Annotated in this window: 24 protein-coding genes and 1 other RNA gene; 6 read left to right on the forward strand and 19 right to left on the reverse strand. The window is 69.1% G+C overall.

Annotated elements, in window-relative coordinates:
- Nucleotides 1-11 precede the first annotated feature (11 nt).
- From IEY84_RS15020 to IEY84_RS15030, 3 genes are all read left to right on the forward strand, one after another.
- Complete coding sequence (locus IEY84_RS15020) at nucleotides 12-1,304, forward strand: nicotinate phosphoribosyltransferase (protein WP_183546902.1); 1,293 nt, start codon at nucleotides 12-14, stop codon at nucleotides 1,302-1,304.
- A 121-nt stretch (nucleotides 1,305-1,425) separates the two neighbouring features.
- A complete protein-coding gene (locus IEY84_RS15025) occupies nucleotides 1,426-2,010 on the forward strand; it encodes a nicotinamidase (RefSeq protein WP_275944483.1) in 585 nt (194 codons plus the stop codon).
- Nucleotides 2,011-2,065: 55 nt separating this feature from the next.
- Nucleotides 2,066-3,310 (forward strand): MFS transporter, encoded by a 1,245-nt coding sequence (locus IEY84_RS15030; RefSeq protein WP_183546906.1) that lies wholly within the window; start codon nucleotides 2,066-2,068, stop codon nucleotides 3,308-3,310.
- A gap of 8 nt (nucleotides 3,311-3,318) precedes the next feature.
- Here the strand turns inward: IEY84_RS15030 and IEY84_RS15035 are convergent, their stop codons facing one another.
- Nucleotides 3,319-3,858 (reverse strand): DUF1697 domain-containing protein, encoded by a 540-nt coding sequence (locus tag IEY84_RS15035; protein ID WP_183546908.1) that lies wholly within the window; start codon nucleotides 3,856-3,858, stop codon nucleotides 3,319-3,321.
- A 57-nt stretch (nucleotides 3,859-3,915) separates the two neighbouring features.
- Between IEY84_RS15035 and IEY84_RS15040 the strand changes: the two genes are divergently transcribed.
- A complete protein-coding gene (locus tag IEY84_RS15040; protein ID WP_183546910.1) occupies nucleotides 3,916-4,392 on the forward strand; it encodes a MarR family winged helix-turn-helix transcriptional regulator in 477 nt (158 codons plus the stop codon).
- Nucleotides 4,393-4,551: 159 nt separating this feature from the next.
- Here IEY84_RS15040 and IEY84_RS15045 read toward each other — a convergent pair whose 3' ends face one another.
- The 5 genes from IEY84_RS15045 to IEY84_RS15065 form a co-directional block, all read right to left on the reverse strand.
- Nucleotides 4,552-5,289 (reverse strand): copper homeostasis protein CutC, encoded by a 738-nt coding sequence (locus tag IEY84_RS15045; RefSeq protein ID WP_183546912.1) that lies wholly within the window; start codon nucleotides 5,287-5,289, stop codon nucleotides 4,552-4,554.
- Nucleotides 5,290-5,383: 94 nt separating this feature from the next.
- A complete protein-coding gene (locus IEY84_RS15050; RefSeq protein WP_183546914.1) occupies nucleotides 5,384-7,165 on the reverse strand; it encodes a DEAD/DEAH box helicase in 1,782 nt (593 codons plus the stop codon).
- On the reverse strand, nucleotides 7,162-7,440 hold the full coding sequence (locus tag IEY84_RS15055) for a DUF3039 domain-containing protein (RefSeq protein ID WP_183546916.1): 279 nt from the start codon (nucleotides 7,438-7,440) through the stop codon (nucleotides 7,162-7,164). Before IEY84_RS15055 ends, IEY84_RS15050 begins: the two co-directional genes overlap by 4 nt.
- Before the next feature lie 23 nt (nucleotides 7,441-7,463).
- A complete protein-coding gene (locus IEY84_RS15060; protein ID WP_183546918.1) occupies nucleotides 7,464-8,030 on the reverse strand; it encodes a YqgE/AlgH family protein in 567 nt (188 codons plus the stop codon).
- A 153-nt stretch (nucleotides 8,031-8,183) separates the two neighbouring features.
- Nucleotides 8,184-8,714 carry a hypothetical protein gene (locus tag IEY84_RS15065; RefSeq protein ID WP_183546920.1) on the reverse strand — a complete coding sequence of 177 codons (531 nt, stop codon included), beginning with the start codon at nucleotides 8,712-8,714 and terminating at the stop codon, nucleotides 8,184-8,186.
- Nucleotides 8,715-8,838: 124 nt separating this feature from the next.
- On the opposite strand from IEY84_RS15065, the gene IEY84_RS15070 reads away from it, so the two are divergent.
- Entirely contained in the window at nucleotides 8,839-9,528 is a 690-nt protein-coding gene (locus IEY84_RS15070) for a TetR/AcrR family transcriptional regulator (RefSeq protein ID WP_229788699.1), read from the forward strand.
- 22 nt (nucleotides 9,529-9,550) lie between these two features.
- Here IEY84_RS15070 and IEY84_RS15075 read toward each other — a convergent pair whose 3' ends face one another.
- From IEY84_RS15075 to ftsE, 13 genes are all read right to left on the reverse strand, one after another.
- Nucleotides 9,551-10,591 carry a DUF3048 domain-containing protein gene (locus IEY84_RS15075; protein ID WP_183546922.1) on the reverse strand — a complete coding sequence of 347 codons (1,041 nt, stop codon included), beginning with the start codon at nucleotides 10,589-10,591 and terminating at the stop codon, nucleotides 9,551-9,553.
- 110 nt (nucleotides 10,592-10,701) lie between these two features.
- Complete coding sequence (locus tag IEY84_RS15080; RefSeq protein WP_160024719.1) at nucleotides 10,702-11,469, reverse strand: SDR family NAD(P)-dependent oxidoreductase; 768 nt, start codon at nucleotides 11,467-11,469, stop codon at nucleotides 10,702-10,704.
- A gap of 120 nt (nucleotides 11,470-11,589) precedes the next feature.
- Complete coding sequence (locus IEY84_RS15085; protein WP_183546924.1) at nucleotides 11,590-12,774, reverse strand: glycerophosphodiester phosphodiesterase; 1,185 nt, start codon at nucleotides 12,772-12,774, stop codon at nucleotides 11,590-11,592.
- 76 nt (nucleotides 12,775-12,850) lie between these two features.
- Entirely contained in the window at nucleotides 12,851-13,774 is a 924-nt protein-coding gene (locus IEY84_RS15090) for a glycerophosphodiester phosphodiesterase (protein WP_183546926.1), read from the reverse strand.
- A 104-nt stretch (nucleotides 13,775-13,878) separates the two neighbouring features.
- Nucleotides 13,879-14,286: an HIT family protein gene (locus IEY84_RS15095; RefSeq protein WP_183546928.1), complete on the reverse strand. Its 408-nt coding sequence runs from the start codon at nucleotides 14,284-14,286 to the stop codon at nucleotides 13,879-13,881.
- Between the two features lie 13 nt (nucleotides 14,287-14,299).
- A complete protein-coding gene (locus tag IEY84_RS15100) occupies nucleotides 14,300-15,130 on the reverse strand; it encodes a hypothetical protein (protein WP_183546930.1) in 831 nt (276 codons plus the stop codon).
- A 29-nt stretch (nucleotides 15,131-15,159) separates the two neighbouring features.
- Nucleotides 15,160-16,263 carry a M15 family metallopeptidase gene (locus tag IEY84_RS15105; protein WP_183546932.1) on the reverse strand — a complete coding sequence of 368 codons (1,104 nt, stop codon included), beginning with the start codon at nucleotides 16,261-16,263 and terminating at the stop codon, nucleotides 15,160-15,162.
- 102 nt (nucleotides 16,264-16,365) lie between these two features.
- Nucleotides 16,366-17,256 carry a phenylalanine 4-monooxygenase gene (locus IEY84_RS15110; RefSeq protein WP_183546934.1) on the reverse strand — a complete coding sequence of 297 codons (891 nt, stop codon included), beginning with the start codon at nucleotides 17,254-17,256 and terminating at the stop codon, nucleotides 16,366-16,368.
- Nucleotides 17,257-17,546: 290 nt separating this feature from the next.
- Nucleotides 17,547-17,917, reverse strand: a transfer-messenger RNA (tmRNA) gene (ssrA, locus tag IEY84_RS15115).
- A gap of 73 nt (nucleotides 17,918-17,990) precedes the next feature.
- Nucleotides 17,991-18,470: an SsrA-binding protein SmpB gene (smpB, locus tag IEY84_RS15120; protein WP_179656766.1), complete on the reverse strand. Its 480-nt coding sequence runs from the start codon at nucleotides 18,468-18,470 to the stop codon at nucleotides 17,991-17,993.
- A 63-nt stretch (nucleotides 18,471-18,533) separates the two neighbouring features.
- A complete protein-coding gene (locus tag IEY84_RS15125; protein WP_183546935.1) occupies nucleotides 18,534-19,799 on the reverse strand; it encodes a murein hydrolase activator EnvC family protein in 1,266 nt (421 codons plus the stop codon).
- Between the two features lie 24 nt (nucleotides 19,800-19,823).
- Entirely contained in the window at nucleotides 19,824-20,732 is a 909-nt protein-coding gene (gene ftsX, locus IEY84_RS15130; protein ID WP_183546937.1) for a permease-like cell division protein FtsX, read from the reverse strand.
- Between the two features lie 73 nt (nucleotides 20,733-20,805).
- Nucleotides 20,806-21,495, reverse strand: a complete 690-nt coding sequence (gene ftsE / locus IEY84_RS15135) for a cell division ATP-binding protein FtsE (RefSeq protein ID WP_183546939.1) — start codon at nucleotides 21,493-21,495, stop codon at nucleotides 20,806-20,808.
- 75 nt (nucleotides 21,496-21,570) lie between these two features.
- On the opposite strand from ftsE, the gene IEY84_RS15140 reads away from it, so the two are divergent.
- Nucleotides 21,571-22,188, forward strand: coding sequence for a hypothetical protein (locus IEY84_RS15140; RefSeq protein ID WP_183546941.1), 618 nt, complete (start codon nucleotides 21,571-21,573; stop codon nucleotides 22,186-22,188).
- The last annotated feature ends 46 nt before the right edge of the window (nucleotides 22,189-22,234 follow it).

The raw sequence follows: 22,234 nt of genomic DNA on the forward strand, positions 1-22,234 counted from the left end.
ACGATGTGCCCGTGGACTCGACAGCGGACTCGACCGCGCTCCTGACAGATCACTACGAGCTGACCATGCTCCAAGCCGCGCTCAAGGCGGGCACTGCGGAGCGCCGTGCCGTCTTCGAGCTGTTCCCCCGGCGCCTCGCCGGTGGTCGCCGCTACGGCGTGGTGGCCGGGGTCGGACGGGCGCTCGACGCCGTCGAGACCTTCCGGTTCGGCCCGGAACAGCTGGCCGTCCTGGAGGGCGTCGTCGACGGCCCGACCCTGGAGTGGCTGGCCGGCTACCGCTTCACCGGCGACATCTGGGGGTACGCCGAGGGCGAGACCTTCTTCCCGCACTCGCCGCTGCTCGTGGTCGAGGCCAGCTTCGCCGAGGCGGTCGCCCTGGAGACGGTGCTCCTCTCGATCTACAACCACGACTCGGCCATCGCCACCGCGGCCTCCCGGATGACGCTCGCGGCCGGGGACCGCCCGTGCATCGAGATGGGCTCGCGGCGCACCCACGAGGCGGCCGCCGTCGCTGCCGCCCGGGCGGCCTATGTCGCGGGCTTCACCGCCACCTCCAACCTCGCCGCACGGGCGCGCTTCGGCGTGCCCACCACCGGCACCTCCGCCCACGCCTTCACGCTCCTGCACGACACCGAGGAGCAGGCCTTCCAGGCCCAGGTCGCCTCCCTCGGCAAGGGCACCACGCTGCTGGTGGACACCTACGACATCGCCGAGGCGGTCGCGAAGGCGGTCGAGATCACCGGGCCCGAGCTCGGTGCGGTGCGGATCGACTCCGGCGACCTGGGCCTCCTCGCCCACGACGTACGCCGCCAGCTCGACGACCTCGGCGCGACCAAGACGAAGATCATCGTCACCAGCGACCTGGACGAGTACGCCATCGCCGGCCTCGCGGCCGCCCCGGTCGACGGCTACGGGGTCGGCACCCAGCTGGTCACCGGCTCCGGTCATCCGACCGCCGGGTTCGTCTACAAGCTCGTCGCCCGCGAGGGCGCCTCCGGCGACCTGGAGCCGGTCGCCAAGAAGAGCGCGTCCAAGAGCTCGATCGGGGGCCGAAAGTACGCCCTGCGCCGCCGCGACCGCAACGATGTCGCCGACGCCGAGGTGATCGGCATCGGCACCCCTCCTCAGGGCGACGACAACGACCGCCCCCTCCTCACCCAGCTCGTACGCAAGGGCGAGATCGTCGGTCGTGAGCCCCTCGACGCAGCCCGCGACCGCCACCAGGCCTCCGTCGCCGAGCTCCCCGTCATCGCCCACTCGCTCCTCAAGGGCGATCCCGCGATCCCCACCCAGTTCATCTGATCGCGCGCCGCCTGGCCGGATGTTCGTCTAGGTATGCAGACCAACCGTCACACCCCACGTGGAACTCCGCTAGGGATGTGACGGTTCGGCTGCATACCTAGACGAACCGCCACCGTCTACGCTGGCGAGCATGACGCGTGCACTGATCGTGGTCGACGTACAGAACGACTTCTGCGAGGGCGGGTCCCTGCCGGTCGACGGCGGGGCCAGGGTGGCCTACGACATCGGTCAGCTGCTGCGCGAACGAGCAGCGAGCAAGGAGCCGGAGCCGACGTACGGCCTGGTGGTGGCGACCAAGGACCACCACATCGACCCGGGCGACCACTTCGGCAACCCGCCGGACTACGTGGACTCGTGGCCGGCGCACTGCGTGGTCGGCACCGACGGCGAGGCGTTCCACCCCAACCTGGACCCGGTGTCCTTCGACGAGATCTTCCGCAAGGGCGAGTACGCCGCGGCATATTCCGGCTTCGAGGGCGCGGCCAAGGGCGGCGCCACGCTGGTCGACTGGCTCCGGGAGCGCGGGGTGGAGGAGGTCGACGTGTGCGGGCTGGCGACCGACTACTGCGTACGCGCGACCGTGCTCGACGCGCGAGCGGCCGGGTTCGGCACGACGCTGCTCTCCGACCTGACCGCTGGAGTGGCGGCGGAGCGCACTGCAGCGGCCATCGAAGAGATGCGCGCGGCGGGGGTAACGGTCTTGTGACAGAAATGCGAACTTTCCACCGATAGTGCTCGTCTGAAGGTCTATTCTCTCTCGAATGGCTCGGATCTCGGCGACAGCCCCACTGCACCATCCCCACTTCCGGTGGTTCTTCGCATCCCGGTCGGTGAACCTGGTCGGCAATTTCATGGCGCCGGTCGCGCTCGCCTTCGCCGTGATGGAGGTGAGCGACGCGCCGATCGCGATCGGCGCCGTCCTCGCGGCCCGGACCATCCCGATGATCATCTTCATGCTGATCGGCGGCGTGCTCGCCGACCGGTTGGGCCGCGCCCGGATCCTGTTCGCCTCCAACCTGGTCTCCGGTCTGAGCCAGGCGGCCGTCGCTGTCCTGGTCATCGCCGGCGTCGCCGAGCTGTGGCACCTGATCGCGCTCTCGGCCCTCAACGGCATCGTCTCCGCCGCCGGTCTGCCGGCTCAGCAGGGGATCATTCCGCTCGTGGTGCCCCGCGACCAGCTGCAGGAGGCCAACGTCCTGCTGTCGCTGACCCGGGCGGTCGTCGCGATCGCCGGCCCTGGAACGGCGGGCCTGCTCGTCCTCAGCGTCGGCGCGGGCTGGGCGCTCGCGCTCGACGCCGCCACCTGGATCATCGCGGCGCTGCTGTTGCTGCCCGTCAAGCTCACCGGCTCGGTCGGCAAGGCCTCCGTCGTCGGCGACCTGCGTCTCGGCTGGGACTACTTCCGCTCGACCACCTGGCTGTGGCTCTGCGTCGGCGCCGCGACCATGCTCAACGCGCTCTACGAGGGCGGGTTGCTCACCCTCGGGCCACAGCGGGCCGAGGGCTCATCGCTGGGTGCCGGCGGCTGGGGCCTGATCCTCACCTTCCAGGGGATCGGCGTGCTCGCCGCGACCCTTGTGCTGATGAAGGTCCGGCTCGAACGACCCCTGTTCTTCGGCATGATCGGCATGGCCGCCTTCGGTCTGCCGATCGCGGCCCTCGGGTTCTCCACCGACATGGCGGTGCTCCTGCCCGCGGCCGCCATCTCCGGCGCCGGTGTCCAGGTGTTCAGTCTCGGCTGGCAGCTGTCGATGCAGGAGAACGTCCCCGGTGAGCTGCTCTCCCGGGCGTCCTCCTACGACCAGCTCGGGACGTATATCGCGATTCCCATCGGGCAGCTGACGATGGGACCCTTGGCCGCCGCGTACGGGATCGAGAACGTGCTCATGATCGCCGGGATCGCCTTCGTCGCGATCTCGCTGGCGACACTGCTGAGCCCAGCCGTACGCCGCCTGAGCCGCGTCACCGTCCCGGCCGTCGAACGCAACGGCGCTCCGGCGCACTAGCCCCGGCCTCACGCCCACCGGTCGGCGAGGGTGCGGATCACATTGAGGTTGCGGTTGGTGCTGACCGCGATGTGACGCTCGACCACGGCGTTGGTGATCTTCGTCTGGTGGAAGCTCTCGGTCAGCAGGTGCACGGCGCGACCGATGACATAGACCTGCTCGCCCTCCCCCGCCCGGGCGACCAGCGCCTCGCGGGAGCCGGTGTCGCCGTGCTCCTTGCACAGGAACACGAACTGTCTGCCTTCGTGCCCCATCCCGACCGCCGCGGCATCGTTGGCGATCACCTTCAGCTCGGCGGGGGTGAGGCAGATCGTCGGCACCTCGAAGAAGCGATCGGCAGCGAAGGCCTCCTCCAGGATCGCCTCCATCTCGGCCCGGTCGCCGACCGGGTGGTCGAAGCGTACGTTGCCGGTGTTGATGTAGGTCTCGACGTCCGTCCCGCCCGCCCTCACGACCGCCGCGATGATCGCCTGCTTCGGGAACTTCCGGTTCGCGCCGAGGTTGATGGCGCGCAGGAACGCGATCCAGGTGTGCCGTTCCGTTGTCATTCTCAGATAGTCTCCACCCGTCCGCCGCGCCGCAACCCCGACCCTGGAATCCGATCGATGCCTTCACAGCAGCTGCTCTCCACGGCAGCCCCGACCGCCTCGGGCTCCGCTTCGGCGAAGACCCTGGACCTCTCCAGCGACCTGGTCGTCTACGCGGCGCGTCTCATGCGCCTCGTACGCCGCGCCCTGGACCTACCGGCCAGTGTCCGGGTCCTCACGATCCTCGACGCCGTCGGGCCGCTCGGCATCACCGACCTGGCCCGCGCCGACGGCTGCTCGCAACCGACCATGTCGGCCCAGATCGCCCAGCTGGTCGAGACCGGCCTGGTCAGCAAGGAGCCCAATCCCGCCGATGCGCGGGCGAGCCTGGTCACCCTCACGGACGCCGGTCGGGCAGACCTCGCCGACGTGCGCGAGCGCATCTCCCACCTCATCGCCGAGCGCCTCGAGTCTCGCAACCGCACCGAGGCCGAGCTCGAGGGCGCGGTCGCGGTGCTTCGCGACCTGGTCGAGGGCGACTCCCCGACCGCCTAGTGGCGCGTCCTGGAAGTTCCTGGACGGTTGGCGTCGTCAGGGTGCGTGCATGGCGAGGCGGCGTCGCGAAGTCATACCGGGCGTCTTCCGAGCGGCGCCAACGCTGCCAGGTGCGTGCCATGGCGGCGCGAAGCGCCTAGGAACTTCTGGGACGCGCCACTAGTGGCGGCCGAGCACAGCAGCTGCAGCGGCGACGACCGCAGGATCGGTCACCCAGTGGCCACCGTCGTCGGCGTCGCCCAACGCGAGCCGGGAGGCAGAGGGGATCCGCCGCTTCGCGGACAGGTGCACGCCCTCGACGCCGAGCGCGGCGAGCGCCCTGATCGCCTCCACACTCACCCCACCGCCGGCCAGCACGTCCGGCCCCTCCACCGCCACCATCGCGGCGATCGTCGCCGCGCCCGCGGCTGCGGTCGACGCACCTCCCGAGGTGAGCACCCGGTCGACCATGCCGCTCAGCGCTCGGACCGCCGCGACCGGGTCGGCACTGAGGTCGACGGCGCGGTGGAACGTCACCGTCGCCTCGTACGCTGCGGCCTTCTCCGCGATCCGGCGGACCAGGTCCACGTCCGGCAACCCGTCCGTGGTGAGCGCACCGATCACGATCCCGTCGGCGCCGGCCTCGAGGATCGTGTCGACCTCTCGTGCCAGCAGGTCCCGCTCTTCCCGGGAGTAGCTGAATCCGCCCGGGCGCGGCCGGACGAGCACCTGGACGCCCTGCCACCCGTCGCCGGCCTCGATGCCGCCGACCTCGTCGAGGACCGCCTCGAGGAGCCCGTGCGACGGCGTGACACCGCCGACCTCGAGCGCCGAGCAGAGCTCGACGCGGTTCGCCCCGCCCTCGCGAGCAGCGCGTGCCCCCTCCACCGAGGTCACCGCGATCTCCAGCGCGGTCATGCGCTGCCCACGCCGGATACGACGGGACGTTCCGGTCGCTCTACCCGCGAGTAACCGACAATTACGTCCCGTCGTACCTCGCGACGGGACCCGGTCACGCCGAGCCCCGTGCCGCCCAGTCACGCAGGGTGTCGATCCGCTCACGCAGCTGGTCGGCGTTGGCGACCGCGGCGGGCGGGCCGCCGCACTCCTTGCGGAGCCGGTTGTGGGTGACCCCGTGGGGCGTCTTGGTGCGGTGGTGCCAGGCGGCGACCAGGCCGTTGAGCTCTCGGCGGAGCACGGCGAGCTGCTCGTGGGCGGCGACCGCGGCGACCGGCTCGTCGGCAGCGACGGGCGCAGAGGCGGACTTCTGCTTGCGCGCCCGGTCGCTCTGCCGCTGTTGGAGCAGGGCCTTCATCTGGTCGGTGTCGAGCAGGCCGGGGATGCCGAGGAAGTCCATCTCCTCCTCGGAGCCGACGTGCACCTCGCCGGAGTGGCCGAACTCGCCGCCGTCGAAGAGCACCCGGTCGAAGCGCGCCTCCGACCCCATGGCCTCCCAGGCTCCCAGCTCCTCCTCGGAGGCGCCCTCCTCGGCGTTGGCCGCGGCCATCAGCGCGTCCTCGGCGGCGAAGATGTCGTCCTCGCTGGTGACCTTCTTGCCGAGCACGTGGTCGCGCTGCAGCTCGAGCTCCGAGGCGAAGCCGAGCAGGTTCGGGACCGACGGCAGGAAGACCGAGGCCGTCTCACCCCGGGTCCGCGCTCGTACGAAGCGCCCCACCGCCTGCGCGAAGAACAGCGGCGTGGAGGTGGTGGTCGCGTAGACCCCGACCGCGAGCCGGGGCACGTCGACGCCCTCGGAGACCATCCGGACCGCGACCATCCAGCGGTCGTCGGACTCGGAGAACTTGGCGATCTTCTTCGAGCCGGCCTTCTCGTCGGAGAGCACCACGGTGGCGCTCTGTCCGGTGATCGTCTTCAGCGTCTTGGCGTAGGAGCGCGCCGACTCCTGGTCGGTCGCGATGACGAGCCCGCCCGCGTCCGGGACGTGGCGGCGTACCTCGGTCAGGCGCTTGTCGGCGGCCGCCAGCACCGATGGGATCCACGATCCGGCCGGGTCCAGCGCGGTCCGCAGTGCCTGCGAGGTCAGGTCCTTGGTCAGCGGCTCGCCGAGGTGGGCGGCGATCTCGTCGCCGGCACGGGTGCGCCACTGCATCTGTCCGGAGTAGGCCATGAAGAGCACCGGCCGGACGACGTGGTCGCGCAGCGCCTCGGCGTAGCCGTAGGTGTAGTCGGCCGCCGAGCGCGGGATACCGTCCTCGCCGGGCGCGTAGGTGACGAACGGGATCGGGTTGGTGTCGGAGCGGAACGGCGTACCGGTCAGCGCCAGCCGCCGTGCGGCCGGCTCGAAGGCCTCCCTGACCCCCTCGCCCCACGAGAGCGCGTCACCGGCGTGGTGCACCTCGTCGAGGATCACCAGAGTCTTGAACCGCTCGGTGCGGATCCGCATCGCGAGCGGGTTGACCGCCACCCCTGCGTACGTCACGGCGATCCCGACGTAGTCGGCCGAGGTCTTGCCCTGGCCGGCGGAGTAGGTCGGGTCGATCGGGATCCCCGCCCGCGCAGCCGCCTCCGCCCACTGGACCTTGAGGTGCTCGGTGGGCGCGACGATCGTCACCCGGTCGACCAGGCGGCGCCCGAGGAGCTCGGCGGCGACCGTCAGCGCGAAGGTCGTCTTACCGGCACCAGGGGTCGCGACGGCGAGGAAGTCACGGGGCTGGTCGTCGAGATAGGCGTTCAGCGCCTCCTGCTGCCAAGCACGGAGCTTGGGCGCAGTGCCCCACGCGGCCTTGTTGGGCCACGCAGGTGTGAGAGCGCCGGGGAGATCGGCACTGCTCACTCGTCGTCGCCCTCGCCACCGCTCGGCGGCATCCCCTCGAAGATCTCTTTGCAGTCGGGGCAGACCGGGAACTTGGACCCGTCGCGGCTCGGCACCCACACCTTGCCGCACAGCGCGACCACGGGCGTGCCCATGACCATCGCCTCGGTCAGCTTGTCCTTCTCCACATAGTGGGAGTAGCGGTCGTGGTCACCCTCCTCGGTGGGGACGTCTTGATGACGAACGTCCTCCCGTTCTTTGACGGCTTCTTTCGTGCCGAATCCCAGGATGCCCATGCCTCCAACCTTACAAGGGTCCGTTAGTTGAGTCCGGGGTCGGGCGGGCGCGTGGCGTGGAATGCCAGCTCACCGGGCTGGCGACGGAGCACCGCGCCCCACATCGAGCTGACGTCGTCGAGGAAGGAGTCGTAGGGCTCGCCGTCGATGACATACCAGGACCCCTCCTCCACCTCGCTCTGCAGCTGGGCTGCCCCCCAACCTGCGTAGCCGGCAAAGATACGCAGGCGCGACAGGGTTCCGTCGACCAGCTCGACGGGCGTGTCGAGGTCGAGCAGCCCGAGGCGCCCGACCACCGGCCGGAAGCCCAGCGGCGGGTCGTCGGCGTCGACCAGGAGAGCGACCGCGATCGCGGCGTCCTTGCTCACCGGGCCGCCCTGGAAGAGCACGTCGGGATCGGCGACAGAAGCCGCCCACGGATGGAGCACCTCGGCGACGGGAACCGGTGAGGGCCGGTTCAGTACGACGCCGAGCGCCCCGTCGTCGTTGACCTCGATCAGCAGCACCACGGTGTCGACGAAGTTGGGATCACGGAGCTCGGGCGTGGCCACCAGCAGCCGACCGGCGCGTACGTCCGTCTGCTCGGTCATGACGCCATGATCGCATCACCTGTGAAACAACAGCTGGAACTCGAATCCGACACGTATGGAGACTCCGGGGCCGGCGCTGAGGGAGTGCGGAGGGAGATCCGCGGGAGGGTGCACCGGCGCCCGGAGCCTGGCTCGATGAGGCAGTACGCCGCCTCAGGCCGCCGACCGCACCGACCGGAACATGTCGACGAGACCCGCGAAGGGGCCGCGGTCGACGATCGGGGCGGCCGGTTCGTACTCGGCCCGGGCTCGCAGCTCGATCATCGAGCCGACCTGGACGCACTGGGCGTCGGCGAAGGCACCCTTGCCCGCCATGACGGCAAGGGTGAGGTGCTCTTTGGTCCGCGCCTTGGCCAGCGCGTCGGCCATGGTCTCGTCGACGGGAAGGGCGTGGTAACGGTCGAGGACCGCGCGGACTCCGGGCAGGTCGTCGGCAGTGCCGTGCCAGGCACGGACGACGGCGTCCTCGAGGTCCATCGGCTGGTCGGCGAGCTCGGTCTCGATGCGGCCGGACAGGCGGGTGTGCCAGCGCAGCTGCAGGGCGGCGAGCAGGTCGAGCTCGTCGGCGAAGGTTTCGGTGACGCCGGGAAGATCCATGGGCAGCAGGCCGTCTCGACGATCGTCGACGGCGGCGACCACACCGCGGAGGATCTCCCCGCGCTTGTGATGGCTGGTCCAGCTCATTATCGGCTCCTTGCGGAAGATCGTCACCCACATACTGTGAGTACGTACCTACAGTATTGAACATACCAAGGGTATGGCCAATACCTGGGACGGTGATTCCGAACACGGCCGTTAGAGTGGGCGGGTGGCAAAGTCGTCCGTGAGCAAGCTCGTCCCCAAGGTTCCCCCGCTGCCGTCGGTCCCTGGGATGTCGCGGAGGCAACAGTTCTCCGCCTCGACCAAGAAGACCTTGATCGAGGTCGCCGAGAAGCTCTTCACCGAGCACGGTTACGCGAGCACGTCGCTGGACGCCATCGTGGCCGGGGCCGAGGTCACGAAGGGCGCGCTCTACCACCACTTCAGCGGCAAGCAGGCGCTCTACGAGGTCGTCTTCGAGAAGGTCGAGGCCGCCACCGCGCAGAGCATCGACGCGGCCATGCGCGAGACGAAGGACCCCTGGGAGCAGGCGAGGGCCGGGCTGCGTACGTTCCTGGAGGCGGTCCAGCAGCCCACCTACCGCCGCATCGTCGTGCAGGAAGGGCCATCGGTCCTCGGCTATCAGCGCTACCGCGAGCAGGAGGAGCGCTCCACGTTCACCGTCGTCGAGGACATCGTCGCCGCTGTCCTGCGCGCCGGCGACCGGAGCGTGGACGACGAGATGGTCGCGACCTTCGCCCGGCTCTTCTTCGGGGCGATGTCGGCCGCCGGCGAGTCCGTCACCGAGGCCAGCGACCCCGAGGACGCAGCCGACCGCATCGAGCTGGCCGTGACCTACCTGCTGACCGGGGTCCGGACCCTGGCCGAGCAAGGCGTCAGGGTCGAGGACATGCGCTGATCCACCGCTCCGGCGGGCAGCGCTACTCGACGCTCACCCCACCGGGCTCTACCTGGCCGTTGCCCTTCGGGATCAGGTCCAGCCACACCTTGCCCGGCGGGATCTCGATCGCGGCGCCGCTCGCGTCGGTGAACGCGACCGCGCCCTTCTCGCCCTTCTTCACCCAGGTCGCCTCGACGATCTGGCCGGCGCGCATGATCCACGCCTTGCCCCGACCGGTGAAGTGGGAGACCGGGACGATCGCGCCGCCCGGGTCCTTGTAGGGAGCGATGGTGGTCCTGGTCTGCGCGACGACGACGGTGTCGGCGAGGAACTGGCCGCTCTTCGACATGTAGTGGTTCTGGAGGCGGTATTTGCCGCCCTTGAAGATCCAGTTGTCCGTGCGCGCCTGGGAGAACTTCACGTCGACGGCCTTGGCGGGCTTGCCGCCGGTCAGCTCGGTGGTCGCGTCGCCCCAGGGCATGAAGTCGGCGGGCCGCTCGGCCTTGCCGTCCTTCGCAGCTGCCTTGCCTGCCTTGGCGACCTTGGCGACGACGCTGTGCAGGAAGTCGTGCGGCTTGCTGGTGTCGCGTACGACGTAGGGGGTGGACATGTCGATCCACTCCACGTCGTGCTTCTTCAGCTGAGCGTAGGTGTAGGGGGCGGCGCCGCTGGTCATGATCTTGGCCCCGATCGGCGCGGCGATCCCGGCGTCGGTCGCACGCATCGACCGGACCGGCCCGGCCTCCTTCGGAAGCTGGGAGTAGTACGCGACGGCCAACCGCGTCACGCCACCCTCGACCAGCTCCTGGACGACCATGTCCGCCTTGGCCATCCCGTACTGCGGGGCGCTGGCTGGGGTGTTGTCGATCTTGACGATGTAGGCGGGGTGCTGACGAGCGGCGGTCTGCCCCTCGGGGAGCTCGGCCCCGGTCAGCGGCTCGTGGTCGGGCTCAGCGGGCGCGGACGGCGACGGCTTCGTCTCCTTCGGCTCCTCCGAGGAGCCACAGCCGGTCAGGACCAGTCCCGCGGCGGCGAGCGTCGCTGTCGCTCGCAGCAGGAACCCCGGGCGGGACGTGCGCATCATCGATCTCCATCTGCATCGGCCAGCATCGGCTCATCTACCTTGACGAGTGTCAGACGGTAATCGTTGCATCCAACGCAGGCGCGCCCGGGGTTCCTCGCTTGACCAGATCAGGCGACGGTCGCGCCGCCATCCACGTAGAGCGTCTGCCCGGTGATGTAGGAGGCCTCGTCGCTGGCCAGGAAGGCTGCGGCGGCGGCGATGTCAGCGGGCTCGCCGACGCGCTTGACCGGGTTGGCGTCGGCGGAGAGCTTGCGGAACTCGTCGACGTCGAGACCGAGGCGGGCCGCGGTCTGGTCGGTCATCTCGGTGGCGATGAACCCCGGCGCGATCGCGTTCACGTTGACGCCGAACGGGCCGAGCTCGAGCGCCAGGGTCCGGGTGAAGCCCTGCACGCCGGCCTTCGCCGCGGAGTAGTTGGCCTGGCCCCGGTTGCCCGTGGCCGAGGTGGAGGAGACGTTGATGATCTTGCCGTACTTCTGCTTCACGAAGACCGCCTGCGCAGCCTTCGACATCAGGAAGTGGCCCTTGAGGTGGACGTTCATGACCAGGTCCCAGTCGTCCTCGGTCATCTTGAAGAGCAGGTTGTCGCGGGTGATCCCGGCGTTGTTCATCAGGATGTGCAGGCCGCCGAGCTCCTCGACGACGCGGGCCACCGCGGCCTCGGTGTCCTCGGCCTTTGCGACGTTGGCGCCGATGCCGACGGACTTGGCGCCCTCGGCCAGCGGGAGCTTGGCTGCCGCCTCGGCCGCGGCGGCCTCGTCCAGGTCGATGATCGCGACCGAGGCACCCTCCTCGGCGAAACGCGTGGCGACTCCGAAACCGATCCCTCGCGCTGCGCCGGTGATGACTGCGACGCGTCCGTCGAAACGACCCATGACCCAAACTCCTTCGTAGGTGACTGAGGCCGACATCACGTACGGCCCCCGCCGACAATAGCGAGGGCCGTACGTGACTTCATGAGGTGTCTACTGATTGGTAGCCACTACCGGTCGGCCCTAACCATTTTTGAGCCAAGCGTCGCGCGCGGCCACACCCAGGTCGGGGTGGTCGGTGAAGAACGCGTCGACACCGGCGTCCAGGTAGGGACCGACCTCGCAGGCGAGGTCACCGATCGCGATCGGGTCGGTGCCGATGCGGCACTCGGCGGGGAGGTTCTTGTTCTCGGCGCGCAAGGTCCAGATGACGGTCGGCAGCCCGACGCGCTCGGCGCGGGTGGCGAGGTCGGTGGGCTCGCCCAGGGTGCCGTCGGCGTCACGCGGGATGAAGTAGTACTTGTACGGCGCCACCTGGTCGGCGTACTTCTTGATGCCTCGCAGGCCCTTGTCGGTGACCAGGTAGTCGTTGGTCACCCCGGTCCCGGCGACCACCTGGTCGTACGGGGCGCCGCCGAAGTCGATCAGCTGCACCAGCTTGGTGCCGATCATCCGGTCGAGGTCCTTCAGGTTGCTGACCTCGAAGGACTGGATCACCGCTGCGGCGCGCTTGCCGCCGAGACCGTGGCGCTTCAGGCTCTTGACGAGCGGCTCCTCCATGGAGAGGCCGATGGAGTCGAAGTACGTCGGGTGCTTGGTCTCCGGGGCGACGCCGATGGTGCGGCCGGTCTCGGCCTCCTTGGCCTCGACCAGGTCGAGCACCTCCTCGATGGTCGGCACCTCGAAGAGGCCGTCGTAGGCGGTGTTGCCCGGGCGGTCGCCCGGGATGCGCTCCACGGCGCGCAGCGTCTTCAGCTCCGCGAGGGTGAAGTCCTCGGTGAACCAGCCGGTCAGGGCCTTGCCGTCGATGGTCTTGGTGGTCTTCCGGTCCGCGAACTCGGGACGGTCGGCGACGTCGGTGGTGCCCGAGATCTCGTTCTCGTGGCGAGCGACGAGCACGCCGTCCTTGGTCGAGACCACATCCGGCTCGATGTAGTCGGCACCCTGCTGGATGGCCAGGTCGTACGCCGCCAGGGTGTGCTCCGGCCGGTAGCCCGAGGCACCGCGGTGCCCGAAGACGACCGGCTCGCTGCCCCGGAGGTCGAGCTTGTCGAGACCCCCACCGTGGACAGCAGTGTTGGGGGTGGTCTTGGCGCTGGTCTGGGTCGCGGCGGAGGCGGGGTTCGCGACCAGGAGGGTCCCGGCGGCGAACGCAGCAGCGGCGGCGAGCGTGAGAGTACGCATACGAGTGGGGTTCAGCGTGGTCATGACCCGATCACACCGGGCCCGGGAGACCCCGGGCCCGGTGTGCGGTGAACGACGAATGACGATCTGTCGACGGACCTCAGGCCGCGTCAGCCGCGTCGGCCTCGTCGGCCCGCTCGGCGGTGCGTCGCTCGGCGATCACATCAGCGAGCACGTCGGGGCGGTTGGTGATGACGCCGTCGACACCACGGTCGAGAACGGCGCCCATCGTGTCGGCGTCGTCGACCGTCCAGGAGTGGATGTTCATCCCGAGGGCGTGCACGCGAGCCACGTAGCCCGCGTCGAAGGAGGCGTAGTGCGGGTTGATCTGGTCGGCCCAGGTGTAGCTGTCCAGGTCGGCGTAGGCCGGTGTGCCGAGGAGGCCGACCGGCACCTCGGGCTGGACGCTCTTGTAGGTCTTCATGGACCCGAAGTCGAAGCTCTGCACGGCGAGCCTGTCGGCGGCGACCGCGGAGCGGACGTAACCGGGGAAGGAGTCGAACCCGGCCGCGACCTTCTTCTCGATGCCCGGGTAGAGCGCCGGCGACTTGAGCTCCATCAGGATCCCGGACCGCGACGACCGCACCTGCTCGACCATCTCCTTCAGCGTCGGCACCGGCTCGCCGGCGTACTTCTCGCCGAACCAGGAGCCGGCGTCCAGGGTCTTGATCTCGGCGAGCGTGAAGTCCTTGACCCGCCACGGCGAGCGGCCGGGGAAGCGCTGCTCGACGTCGGTGGTGCGCGACAAGGTGGTGTCGTGCATCAGCACGAGCTCGCCGTCCTTGGTGGCCTGCACGTCCGACTCGATCCAGTCGGCGCGCTGCTCGATGCCGACGGCGAAGGCGGCGAGAGTGTTCTCCGGGGCGTACGCGCTCGCCCCACGGTGGGCGGTGACGGTGATGTCGTCGGCCCGGTTGGCCTCGACGGCGTTGACAGCCACCGGAACGAGCATCGTACCTGCGGCCAGCGCTACGCCGGCCAGAGCTGAGGTGAGGGACTTGGTCGCGACGGACGACACGGACATTGCGCACTCCCGGGATCAGTGGACAACAACTGATCCCGAGTGAATCGGCCCTCGCCGACCTCGCCCCGACCTCTCGATGGCCGAAGCCGTACGCCTCGGTGAACTCAGCCCAGCACGGCGCGAAGCCGGTCGGCGTACTCGCGCTGTTCACCGGCGGCGTACTTGTGCCGCGGCCAGAAGAAGCCTTTGAGGCCGTCGCCGCGACTGCGAGGGACGACGTGGAGGTGGAGGTGCGGGACCGACTGGCTGACCACGTTGTTGACCGCGACGAAGCTGCCTTGGGCCCCAAGACCCTCGACGACCGCGGCTGCCAGACGCTGACCGTCCGCGACGAAGCGTCCGTGCAGGTCGGGCGGGAGATCGAGCAACGTCTCCAGGTGCTGCCTGGGCACCATCAGGATGTGTCCCTTCTGCACCGGACGATGGTCGAGGAAGGCCAGGAACGCCTCGTCATCGAAGACCACCTCGGCCTCCAGGTCCCCGGCGACGACGTCACAGAAGACGCAGCTCATGGGGTTCGCTCGCTCACGACTCGTCCCCCCACGCCAGCGTGGCGACCACGAGGTCGACGGTGGGCAGGGCCAGGTCGGCGAGGTCGGGGTGCGGGAAGGAGTAGATCAGCCGTGACTCGTAGAGCCGGTCGGGCGAGGCGATCCACCGCTCCCCCACCGTGGTCGTCTCGCCCTGCAGGGGGTGCCGCACCATCCCGAACGGCGCCGGCCGGTTCAGCGCGACCGCCAGGGCGGCCGGCCGCCGACCGACCCGCTGCAACCAGAAAGCCAGGAAGGCCGCGCCCTGCTCGGCGGCCGCCTCCTTGGCGGCGACCATCCACTGCGCCCACTCGGGCTGCTCGGCCTTGGACCGCTGCACTCTCGGGAGCACCTTGTCCGTCAGATCGGCGAGCTGGTAGTCGCGGATGTCCTCCTCGGACATGTCGACGACGTACCACTCCTGCCCCTTCGGCAGCCGCAGATCGACGTGAGGCTTCGGACCGAGCGCCTTGAGCACGTCCTTGATCCCCGCCCGGAACCGGTTCGGCCCGGCCGGGTCGAAGGTGACGTGGGCGATCTCCTCGAGGTTGGCGGTGAGGAACTCCCGCAGGCCGTCGCCGTTGCGCAGCTGCGCGCGGCGGCGGGTGTCCTCGGCGAGGAACGTCTCCAGGGCTTCTTGGGAGGAGAAGAGCATCGCCTCGTACGGCGGCCGGTTGCCGCGGTCCCCGGGAAAGACCCGGATCCGGGCCTCGTCGAGCTGAGGAACGACAACCTGCCCCGTGCGCAGGGCGGCACCGACCGCGTCGATGTCGGCGGCCTCGAGGGCCGCCTCCAGCGCGCGGTTGCGGTAGCCGTCGGGAGTCATTCCCCGAGGTTAAACCCCGTTTGCCGCCGCTAGTGGCATGACACGGCATCCGCGCCGCACGGCATGATCTCCCGGGCAGCGACGCGCCCGCTGACCGGAGCGTCGAAGTGGTGCAGGTCGCCCGAGCCGTACGTCCACCGCATTCCGTTGTTGCGCATCGCACGGACGACGCCATGGCTGGTGCTGCGCCAGGCCACCCGGGGGTGGGAGCGCGAGGGCCACCACCTGTTGGGCACGTAGCCGTCGCGCGACCGGTAAGGGTTCTCCCAGGGGTTGACGTCGAGGGAGCGACCGTAGGAATGCGGCGAGCGCACACCCGGGCGGCCGACGACGTTGCGACAGTTGAAGGCCGAGGTGTTGTCGGCGTCCATGGACGCGTAGTCGTTGCCGCCGCGCAGCGTCTTGGAGTAGCCGAACCGATCGACGCGATACATCCGTCGGATCGGGTAGCGGCCGGCATACATCGCGGTCAGGGCGTTCTTCATGCGGCCGACCGAGTCGCGGTGGGCGATGATCTCGCCGCGGCGGCGGTAGCCGGAGTAGTCCCAGTAGTTGATGCGCAGCAGCCGCAGGCTGGCCCGCCCGACCGGGCAGCCGCTGTGCCAGGAGACGCCGACCATCGAGCGCCACACCCCGTCGGGGATGCTCGTGACGACACCGTTGGCACCGCTCCCGGTGGCGCGCGGCTGGGCCGGTGGGTTGCGTCTCGGCTTCGGGGCGGCGCTGGGCAGCCGCACCGGGGCCACCGGCGGCACGTTGTCGAGCCGGTAGTAGTTGCTCCAAGCCGCGTTCACACCGACGACGGCACTCGAGCTGGCTCGCCAGATGGTGTCGTAGCGGGGACGTACGCTGACTCTGGCGCGCCCCTCGGCGTCGGTCGTCACTGCCGTGTAGAGGGCGTAGCCATCGGCCCCCGCCGTCTTGGTGTAGAGCTTGACCCGGCTGCCGGGGACCGCCCGGCCACCCGGCGTGCGCAGGGTGATCGTGATCGTCGAGCTCCGCTCGTCGACCACCGTCCCTGGGCCGGAGAGCCGCAGAACACCGTCGACCGCCGCCGACGCAGGCACGCTCCACAGGAGCGTGACGACACATGCCAGAACAGTCCCGACCCAGGCGAATCCACCCATCCCCATGAACCGAGTGTAGGAACGACCTAGGACACCCGCGCCAGCCCAATTCGGTGTATCTGGGGCTGTTCGAGATCTCGCCGCGGAGACCTCGAACAGCCCCACGAGTCATGCCTTGGCTGCTACCCCGAGCTTCGCGGGGGTGTCGTCATCGCAGGTCGCGAAGAAGTTGCCGACCTCGTCGACCATGTGACTGAACGACTCCGCCGCGAAGAGCACCGGCTGGTAGTGGGTGATGTCGTAGTCGACCGTCGCCATCTCGGCGAAGTCGAGCGGACGGATCTCCACCTCCCGCATCTCCTCGATCTCCCCGTAGGAGGAGAGCAGCCCGGCTCCGTACGCCTTGATCTCGCCGTCCTCGTGGAGCACGCCGAACTCGATGGTGAACCAGAAGACGTCGGCGACGACCTGGAGCGCCTCTCGGGTCTGGACCCGGCGCGCGGCCGCGCCGGCGAGACGCTTGACCTCGGCCACCTGCGGGTCGGCGAGCAGGTTCCCGTGGCCGATCACCTCGTGGATGATGTCGGGCTCAGGCGTGTAGAGCGGCACCGCGTGATGACGTAGGTATTGCGTCGAGTGGAACTGCCCGTCGGCCAGGCTTCCGTAGAACTCCTCCAGCGGGACGATCCCCGCGGCCGGGACGTACTCGAAACCGGTCAGCCCCTTCAGGCCGGCGCTCACCTCGTCGAGCTGTGGCACCCGATCGGTCGGCAGATTGAGAGCCTCGACGGCCGCGATGTAGTTGCGGCAGGCATATTTCGCGTGCAACGGCGCGATCTCACGGGAGACCGTCCGCCAGATCTCGTTCTCGGTCTCCGTGTAGTCGATCCGGGGCACCGTCTCCCCCGGCTTCCAACCCAGCGCCGCGGCAGCGATCTCGCTCCGCCGTGCCCGGTAGTCCTGGTCTGCGAACCCGGGGTGGTTGTCCCCCAGATGCACCTCGACCTGCCCATCCTCGCCCACGGTGACGGGCGAGTAGAGCTGTCCTTCCTCGAACATCCTTACCTCCATGTGACGTACGCCTCACAACCCTATCGCGCACGCAAGAGAAGTCATTTCGCCCCAGAGGCTCAAGGCCGGAAGTTTTACCGCCCGCACAACGAAGCCCCGCTCCGCGCAACACCAACCACGCGCAACCAAGGAGCGTGGGGCGTCCCCGGAGGCGAGGCGAGGCCGATCACGCGCATCGGGGGTGCGGGTGGCGAAGCCCCCGCCCCCGCGCGAAGCGCGGACAAAATGAAGAGGGCGACGCGGCTCGCGCATATTGCGAGCACACGTCACCCTCGAACTCGTGGAGCTGCGGGGAATCGAACCCCGGTCCTCGAGCGCCGTGCCAGGTCTTCTCCGGGTGCAGTCTGTGGGTGGCGTTCTCTCATCCCCGGGGCTCGACACAGACACGTCCCCGACAGGCTCATCCGACTAGTTGTCCCTCATACCCCGTCGGCATGTGCATGAGGTGAGTCTTCTAGATGACGCCTGGGTCCGAGCCGAAGACGGATACTCGGTCAGACGCTTCGATCACCGCGTCAGGCGGCGAGAGCGAAGGAACTGCGCTTAGAGTCGGCAGTTATTGGTTTCCAGCGATCGTTTACGAGATGACGCTGGCTCCTCGACCCGCTTCCCCTGGGAGCAACGTCCCAAGTCGAAACCGATCAGCCCCTTTTGAGTTTTCAACGCCTGCAACCAGGCAATGACACAACACTACAGGCCCCCGCCGACATTCCCCACTCGGTTTATCCGGTCATCCCCTTGAGCTTGCGCCCGACCTCGACCTCGGCCTCGCGCTTGGCCGTGCGCTCGGCGATGGTGTTGCGCTTGTCCCACGACTTCTTGCCCTTGGCGACGCCGATCTCGACCTTGGCGCGGCCGTTGAGGAAGTAGAGGGCGAGGGGGACGACGGTGAGGCCCTTCTCGGTGACCTTGCGCTCGATCTTGTCGATCTCGGCCCGGTTCAGCAGCAGCTTGCGCTTGCGGCGGGCGGCGTGGTTGGTCCAGGTGCCGTTGAGGTATTCCGGGATGTGGATCCCGTGGATCCAGGCCTCGCCCCGGTCGATGTCGACGAACCCGTCGACCAGCGACGCGCGACCTTCACGCAGCGACTTCACCTCGGTGCCCTGCAGGACCATGCCGGCCTCGTAGGTGTCCTCGATGTGGTAGTCGTGTCGCGCCTTCTTGTTCTGCGCGATCATCTTGCGCCCCTGCTCCTTCGCCATTCCCCCATTCTCTCAGGCACAGGGGCATGACCGCGAAACGTTTAGGCGTCAGTCGTTCCGAGATCAGCCCAGCAGCGGCATCGGGTCGACCGGGGTCCCGTCGCGCAGGATCGTGAAGTGCAGGTGGCAGCCCGTGGACCAGCCGGTGGTCCCCGCGTACGCCACGGTCTCGCCGCGCCCGACAGAACCCGAGCGCTTCGCATAGCTCGAGATGTGGTTGTAGACGGCGGTGTAGGAGTGCCCGTTGACCTTGCCGAGGTAGAGGTGCAGGCGGTTGCCCCACACGCTCGAGTACGAGGTCGAGATGATCTGCCCCGAGTCGATCGCGAGCAACGGGCGACCGCAGGGGGCGGAGAAGTCGGTGCCGTTGTGCAGCGAGACGTACCCGTAGATCGGGTGCTTGCGGATCCCGTAGGGCGAGGTGACGTAGGTGTCGGTCACCGGCGCAGCGAAGAGCCCGCCGACGGACCCGACGTTCCGGTCGGAGCCGGTGCCTGCCGAGGCCAGCGACCGGATCTTGGTACGCAGCGCCGACTCCTCGGCCTCGAGCTTGCGCAGCTCGGCGGCGTCGGCCGCCCTGGCCGCTTCGGCCGACTGCTTCGCGGTGGCTGCCTGCTCCGCCAGCGTGGACAGCTCGGTGTGGGCGGCAGCGGCCTGGTCCCGGAGCGAGTCGACCTCGACGACCAGCGCCCGAGCCTTCGTCTCCTTGGCCGCGATCGCGTCGGTCGCCTCCTGCACCTCGGCCTCGCGGACGACGAGCATCGTCTCGGTGGCCTCCATCCGCTGGAGGGTGGCGTCCTGGCCGGCAGAGGCCGCGTCGACGTAGGTCTGCTGGCGCATCAGGTCCTCGAGGGAACCGCCGGAGAGCAGCGCCGCGGCCTGGGCGAGCTTCGGGTCTCCCCCGGTGAAGCGGGTCAGGATCGCGTCGCGCATCTCTTCACGCTGGGCCTTCACCTCGGCCTGACCCTCGGCCAGCTGCTTCTTGGCCTCCGCGAGCAGCAGCTTCTGCTCGGCCAGCTCCGCCTCGAGCTTGGTGTGGGCGGCCTGTGCCTCGACGAGCTCGGCGTTGAGCTCGTCGAGTCGAGACTGGGCTTGACCGAGCTTCTTCTGCGCTGCGGCGTACGTCGCCGATGCCTTCCGCAGACCGGCGCTGGAGTGCTCGAGCTCCTCGGCAGCGGCCTTCTGGTCCTGCTCGACCTCACGCTGCTCCTGCTCGAGGCGGTCCCTCTCGTCGGCAGAGGAGGGAAGGGTGGGCGAGAGGAGCACGGCAGCCACCACGGCGCAACAGAGCACAGCAGCGAGCGAACCGGCACGGGGGAAGGCGTGCACGGCTCAGACGCTAAGCGACCCGGGTCAGACCTTGATGTATTTGCGGGTGAGCAGGAGTGTCGGAACGAGGGTGAGCAGGATGCCGAGGAGCGCCACGATCGCGAAGGAGCTGAAGAACTCCTCCCAGCCGACCCACTGGGTCACCGCTGTGGACGAGAGTCGCTGCTCCACGCCGAAGTGCATCACCGCGGCCAGGGCGACGCCGGAGAGCCCGATCCCGACCAGCGCCACCACGAGCGATTCCAGGAGGAACGGCAGCGCGATGTAGAGGGTCGAGGCACCGACCAGCCGCATGATGCCGATCTCGCGGCGGCGGGCGAAGGCTGCCAGTCGGATGGTGTTGGCGACCAGCAGCAGCGCCGCGACGATCAGCACGATCGCGCCGACCAGCGCAGCGCTCTGCAGCCCGTCGACGGCGGCGAGGATGGGACCGGTCACCTCGTGGACGTCTCCGACGTGGTCGATGCCGTCCAGGCCGGCGACGGCCTCGATGATCTCGGCGGAGTGGTGCGGGTCGGTCATCGTGACCCAGTAGGACTCCCACATGTCCTCGGCCCTGACCACCGGGTCGGGACCGCTGACGCCTTCGACGTCGAGGGCCTGGAGCCGCTCGTAGGCCTGCTCCTGGCTCTCCTCCTCGATCTTGTCGACGTACCTGTTGTCCTCGAGCGCGTCGGTGATGACCTTCTTCTGGCTGTCGTCGACGGCACCGGCGCACTGCGGGTTGCGGTCGTTGGCGCCGTTGCACATGTAGAAGGTGATCTGCAGCTCGTCGCCCCAGACCTCCTCGGTCAGCTGGGCCTGCTCACGCAGCAGCAGGCCGACGCCGGCGAGGGTCAGCGAGACGAGCAGCGTCAGGGCCACCGCGACGTGCATCGACAGGTTGCGGCGTAGCCCCTGGCGGAGCTCGGTGAATACGTAGCGCAGCTGCATGGCGGGTCGAGGAACCTTTTCTGGTTGTGGAACCTGGTCGAAAAGCGAGGAAGCCCAGCTCAGAGCTGAAGCCTCAGAATTGGGCCCCGTAGCCGCCCTGGACCTGGTCGCGTACGAGGTGGCCGTGCTCGAGCTCGATGACGCGCTTGCGCATCTGGTCGACCATCTGGACGTCGTGGGTGGCCATCACGATGGTGGTGCCTGACCGGTTGATCCGGTCGAGCAGGCGCATGATGCCGACGGTGTTGCCGGGGTCGAGGTTTCCGGTCGGCTCGTCGGCGATCAGGATCATCGGTCGGTTGATGAAGGCGCGAGCGACTGCCACCCGCTGCTGCTCACCACCGGAGAGCTCGTCGGGCATCCGGTCGCCCTTGCCGTCGAGGCCGACCAGCTCGAGCGTCTCCGGGACGCGCTGACGGATCTCGCGGTTGGAGTGACCGGTCACCTGCATCGCGAAGGCGACGTTCTCGGCGACGGTCTTGTTGGTCAGTAGGCGGAAGTCCTGGAAGATCGTGCCGACCTGGCGGCGCAGCCGAGGCACCTTCCAGCCCGCGAGCCGGTTGATCTCCTTGCCGGCGACGTAGACACGCCCGGTGGTCGGCCGCTGCTCGCGCAGCATCAGCTTGAGCGCCGTCGACTTCCCCGAGCCGGACTGGCCCACGAGGAAGACGAACTCCCCCTTCTGGATGTCGATCGAAAGGCTGTTGAGGGCGGGTCGTGCCTGCCCTGGGTAGGCCTTGCTGACCTTCTCGAAGCGGATCACCGCACCGAGGGTAGTGCAACGGTGGTGGGACTCGACACTTCGGCTCTGAGATACCTGCCCCTGTACTCTGACGGCGTGCGCTCTGCAGTCCGGATCCTCCTCGGTGCCGTAGTCCTCACCGCGATCGCGGTCGGGGTCGGCGTGCTCACCCTGAAAGACGACGAGCCGGAGACCCCCGAGGTCAAGGGCGATCTCAGCACCGCCGACACCACCACGATGCACGTACGCCGGGGCGCCTTCTGCGACCGCGTACCGACCGAGGACGTGACCGAGGCGCTCGGTGGCGCCGCGACCGAGAAGAAAGCCTACGGCGACGGCGACCAGGTGGTCATCTCCGGCGAGGTGAGCGACGTCGCCCAGGAGTACGGGTGCATCTGGACCGGCCCGGAGGAGTCCGCCACCTCTGCGCGCTCCTGGGTCTTCGCTCCGCCGGTCACCCTGGACTGGGCCACGCAGATGACCAAGAGCGTGCCGAAGGGCTGCAAGGCCTCGTCGAGCCCTGCGTACGGGAAGCCGTCGGTCGCACTCACCTGCGTCGACGCGAAGAAGCAGCCCAAGGTGGTCCTGCACGGACTCTTCGGAGACGCCTGGCTCTCCTGTGAGCTCACCGGCAAGGCGGGCGAGGCGACCGCGACGCTCCAGAAGCGCGCCTCGCGCTGGTGCCTGGTGACGGCGACCGCAGCGTCCGCCTGATCACGGTCGACCACCCCGACCCGACCAGGCGAGCCCGGACCAGGCG

The organism is Nocardioides albus (assembly GCF_014648255.1).
Taxonomy (GTDB): domain Bacteria; phylum Actinomycetota; class Actinomycetes; order Propionibacteriales; family Nocardioidaceae; genus Nocardioides; species Nocardioides albus.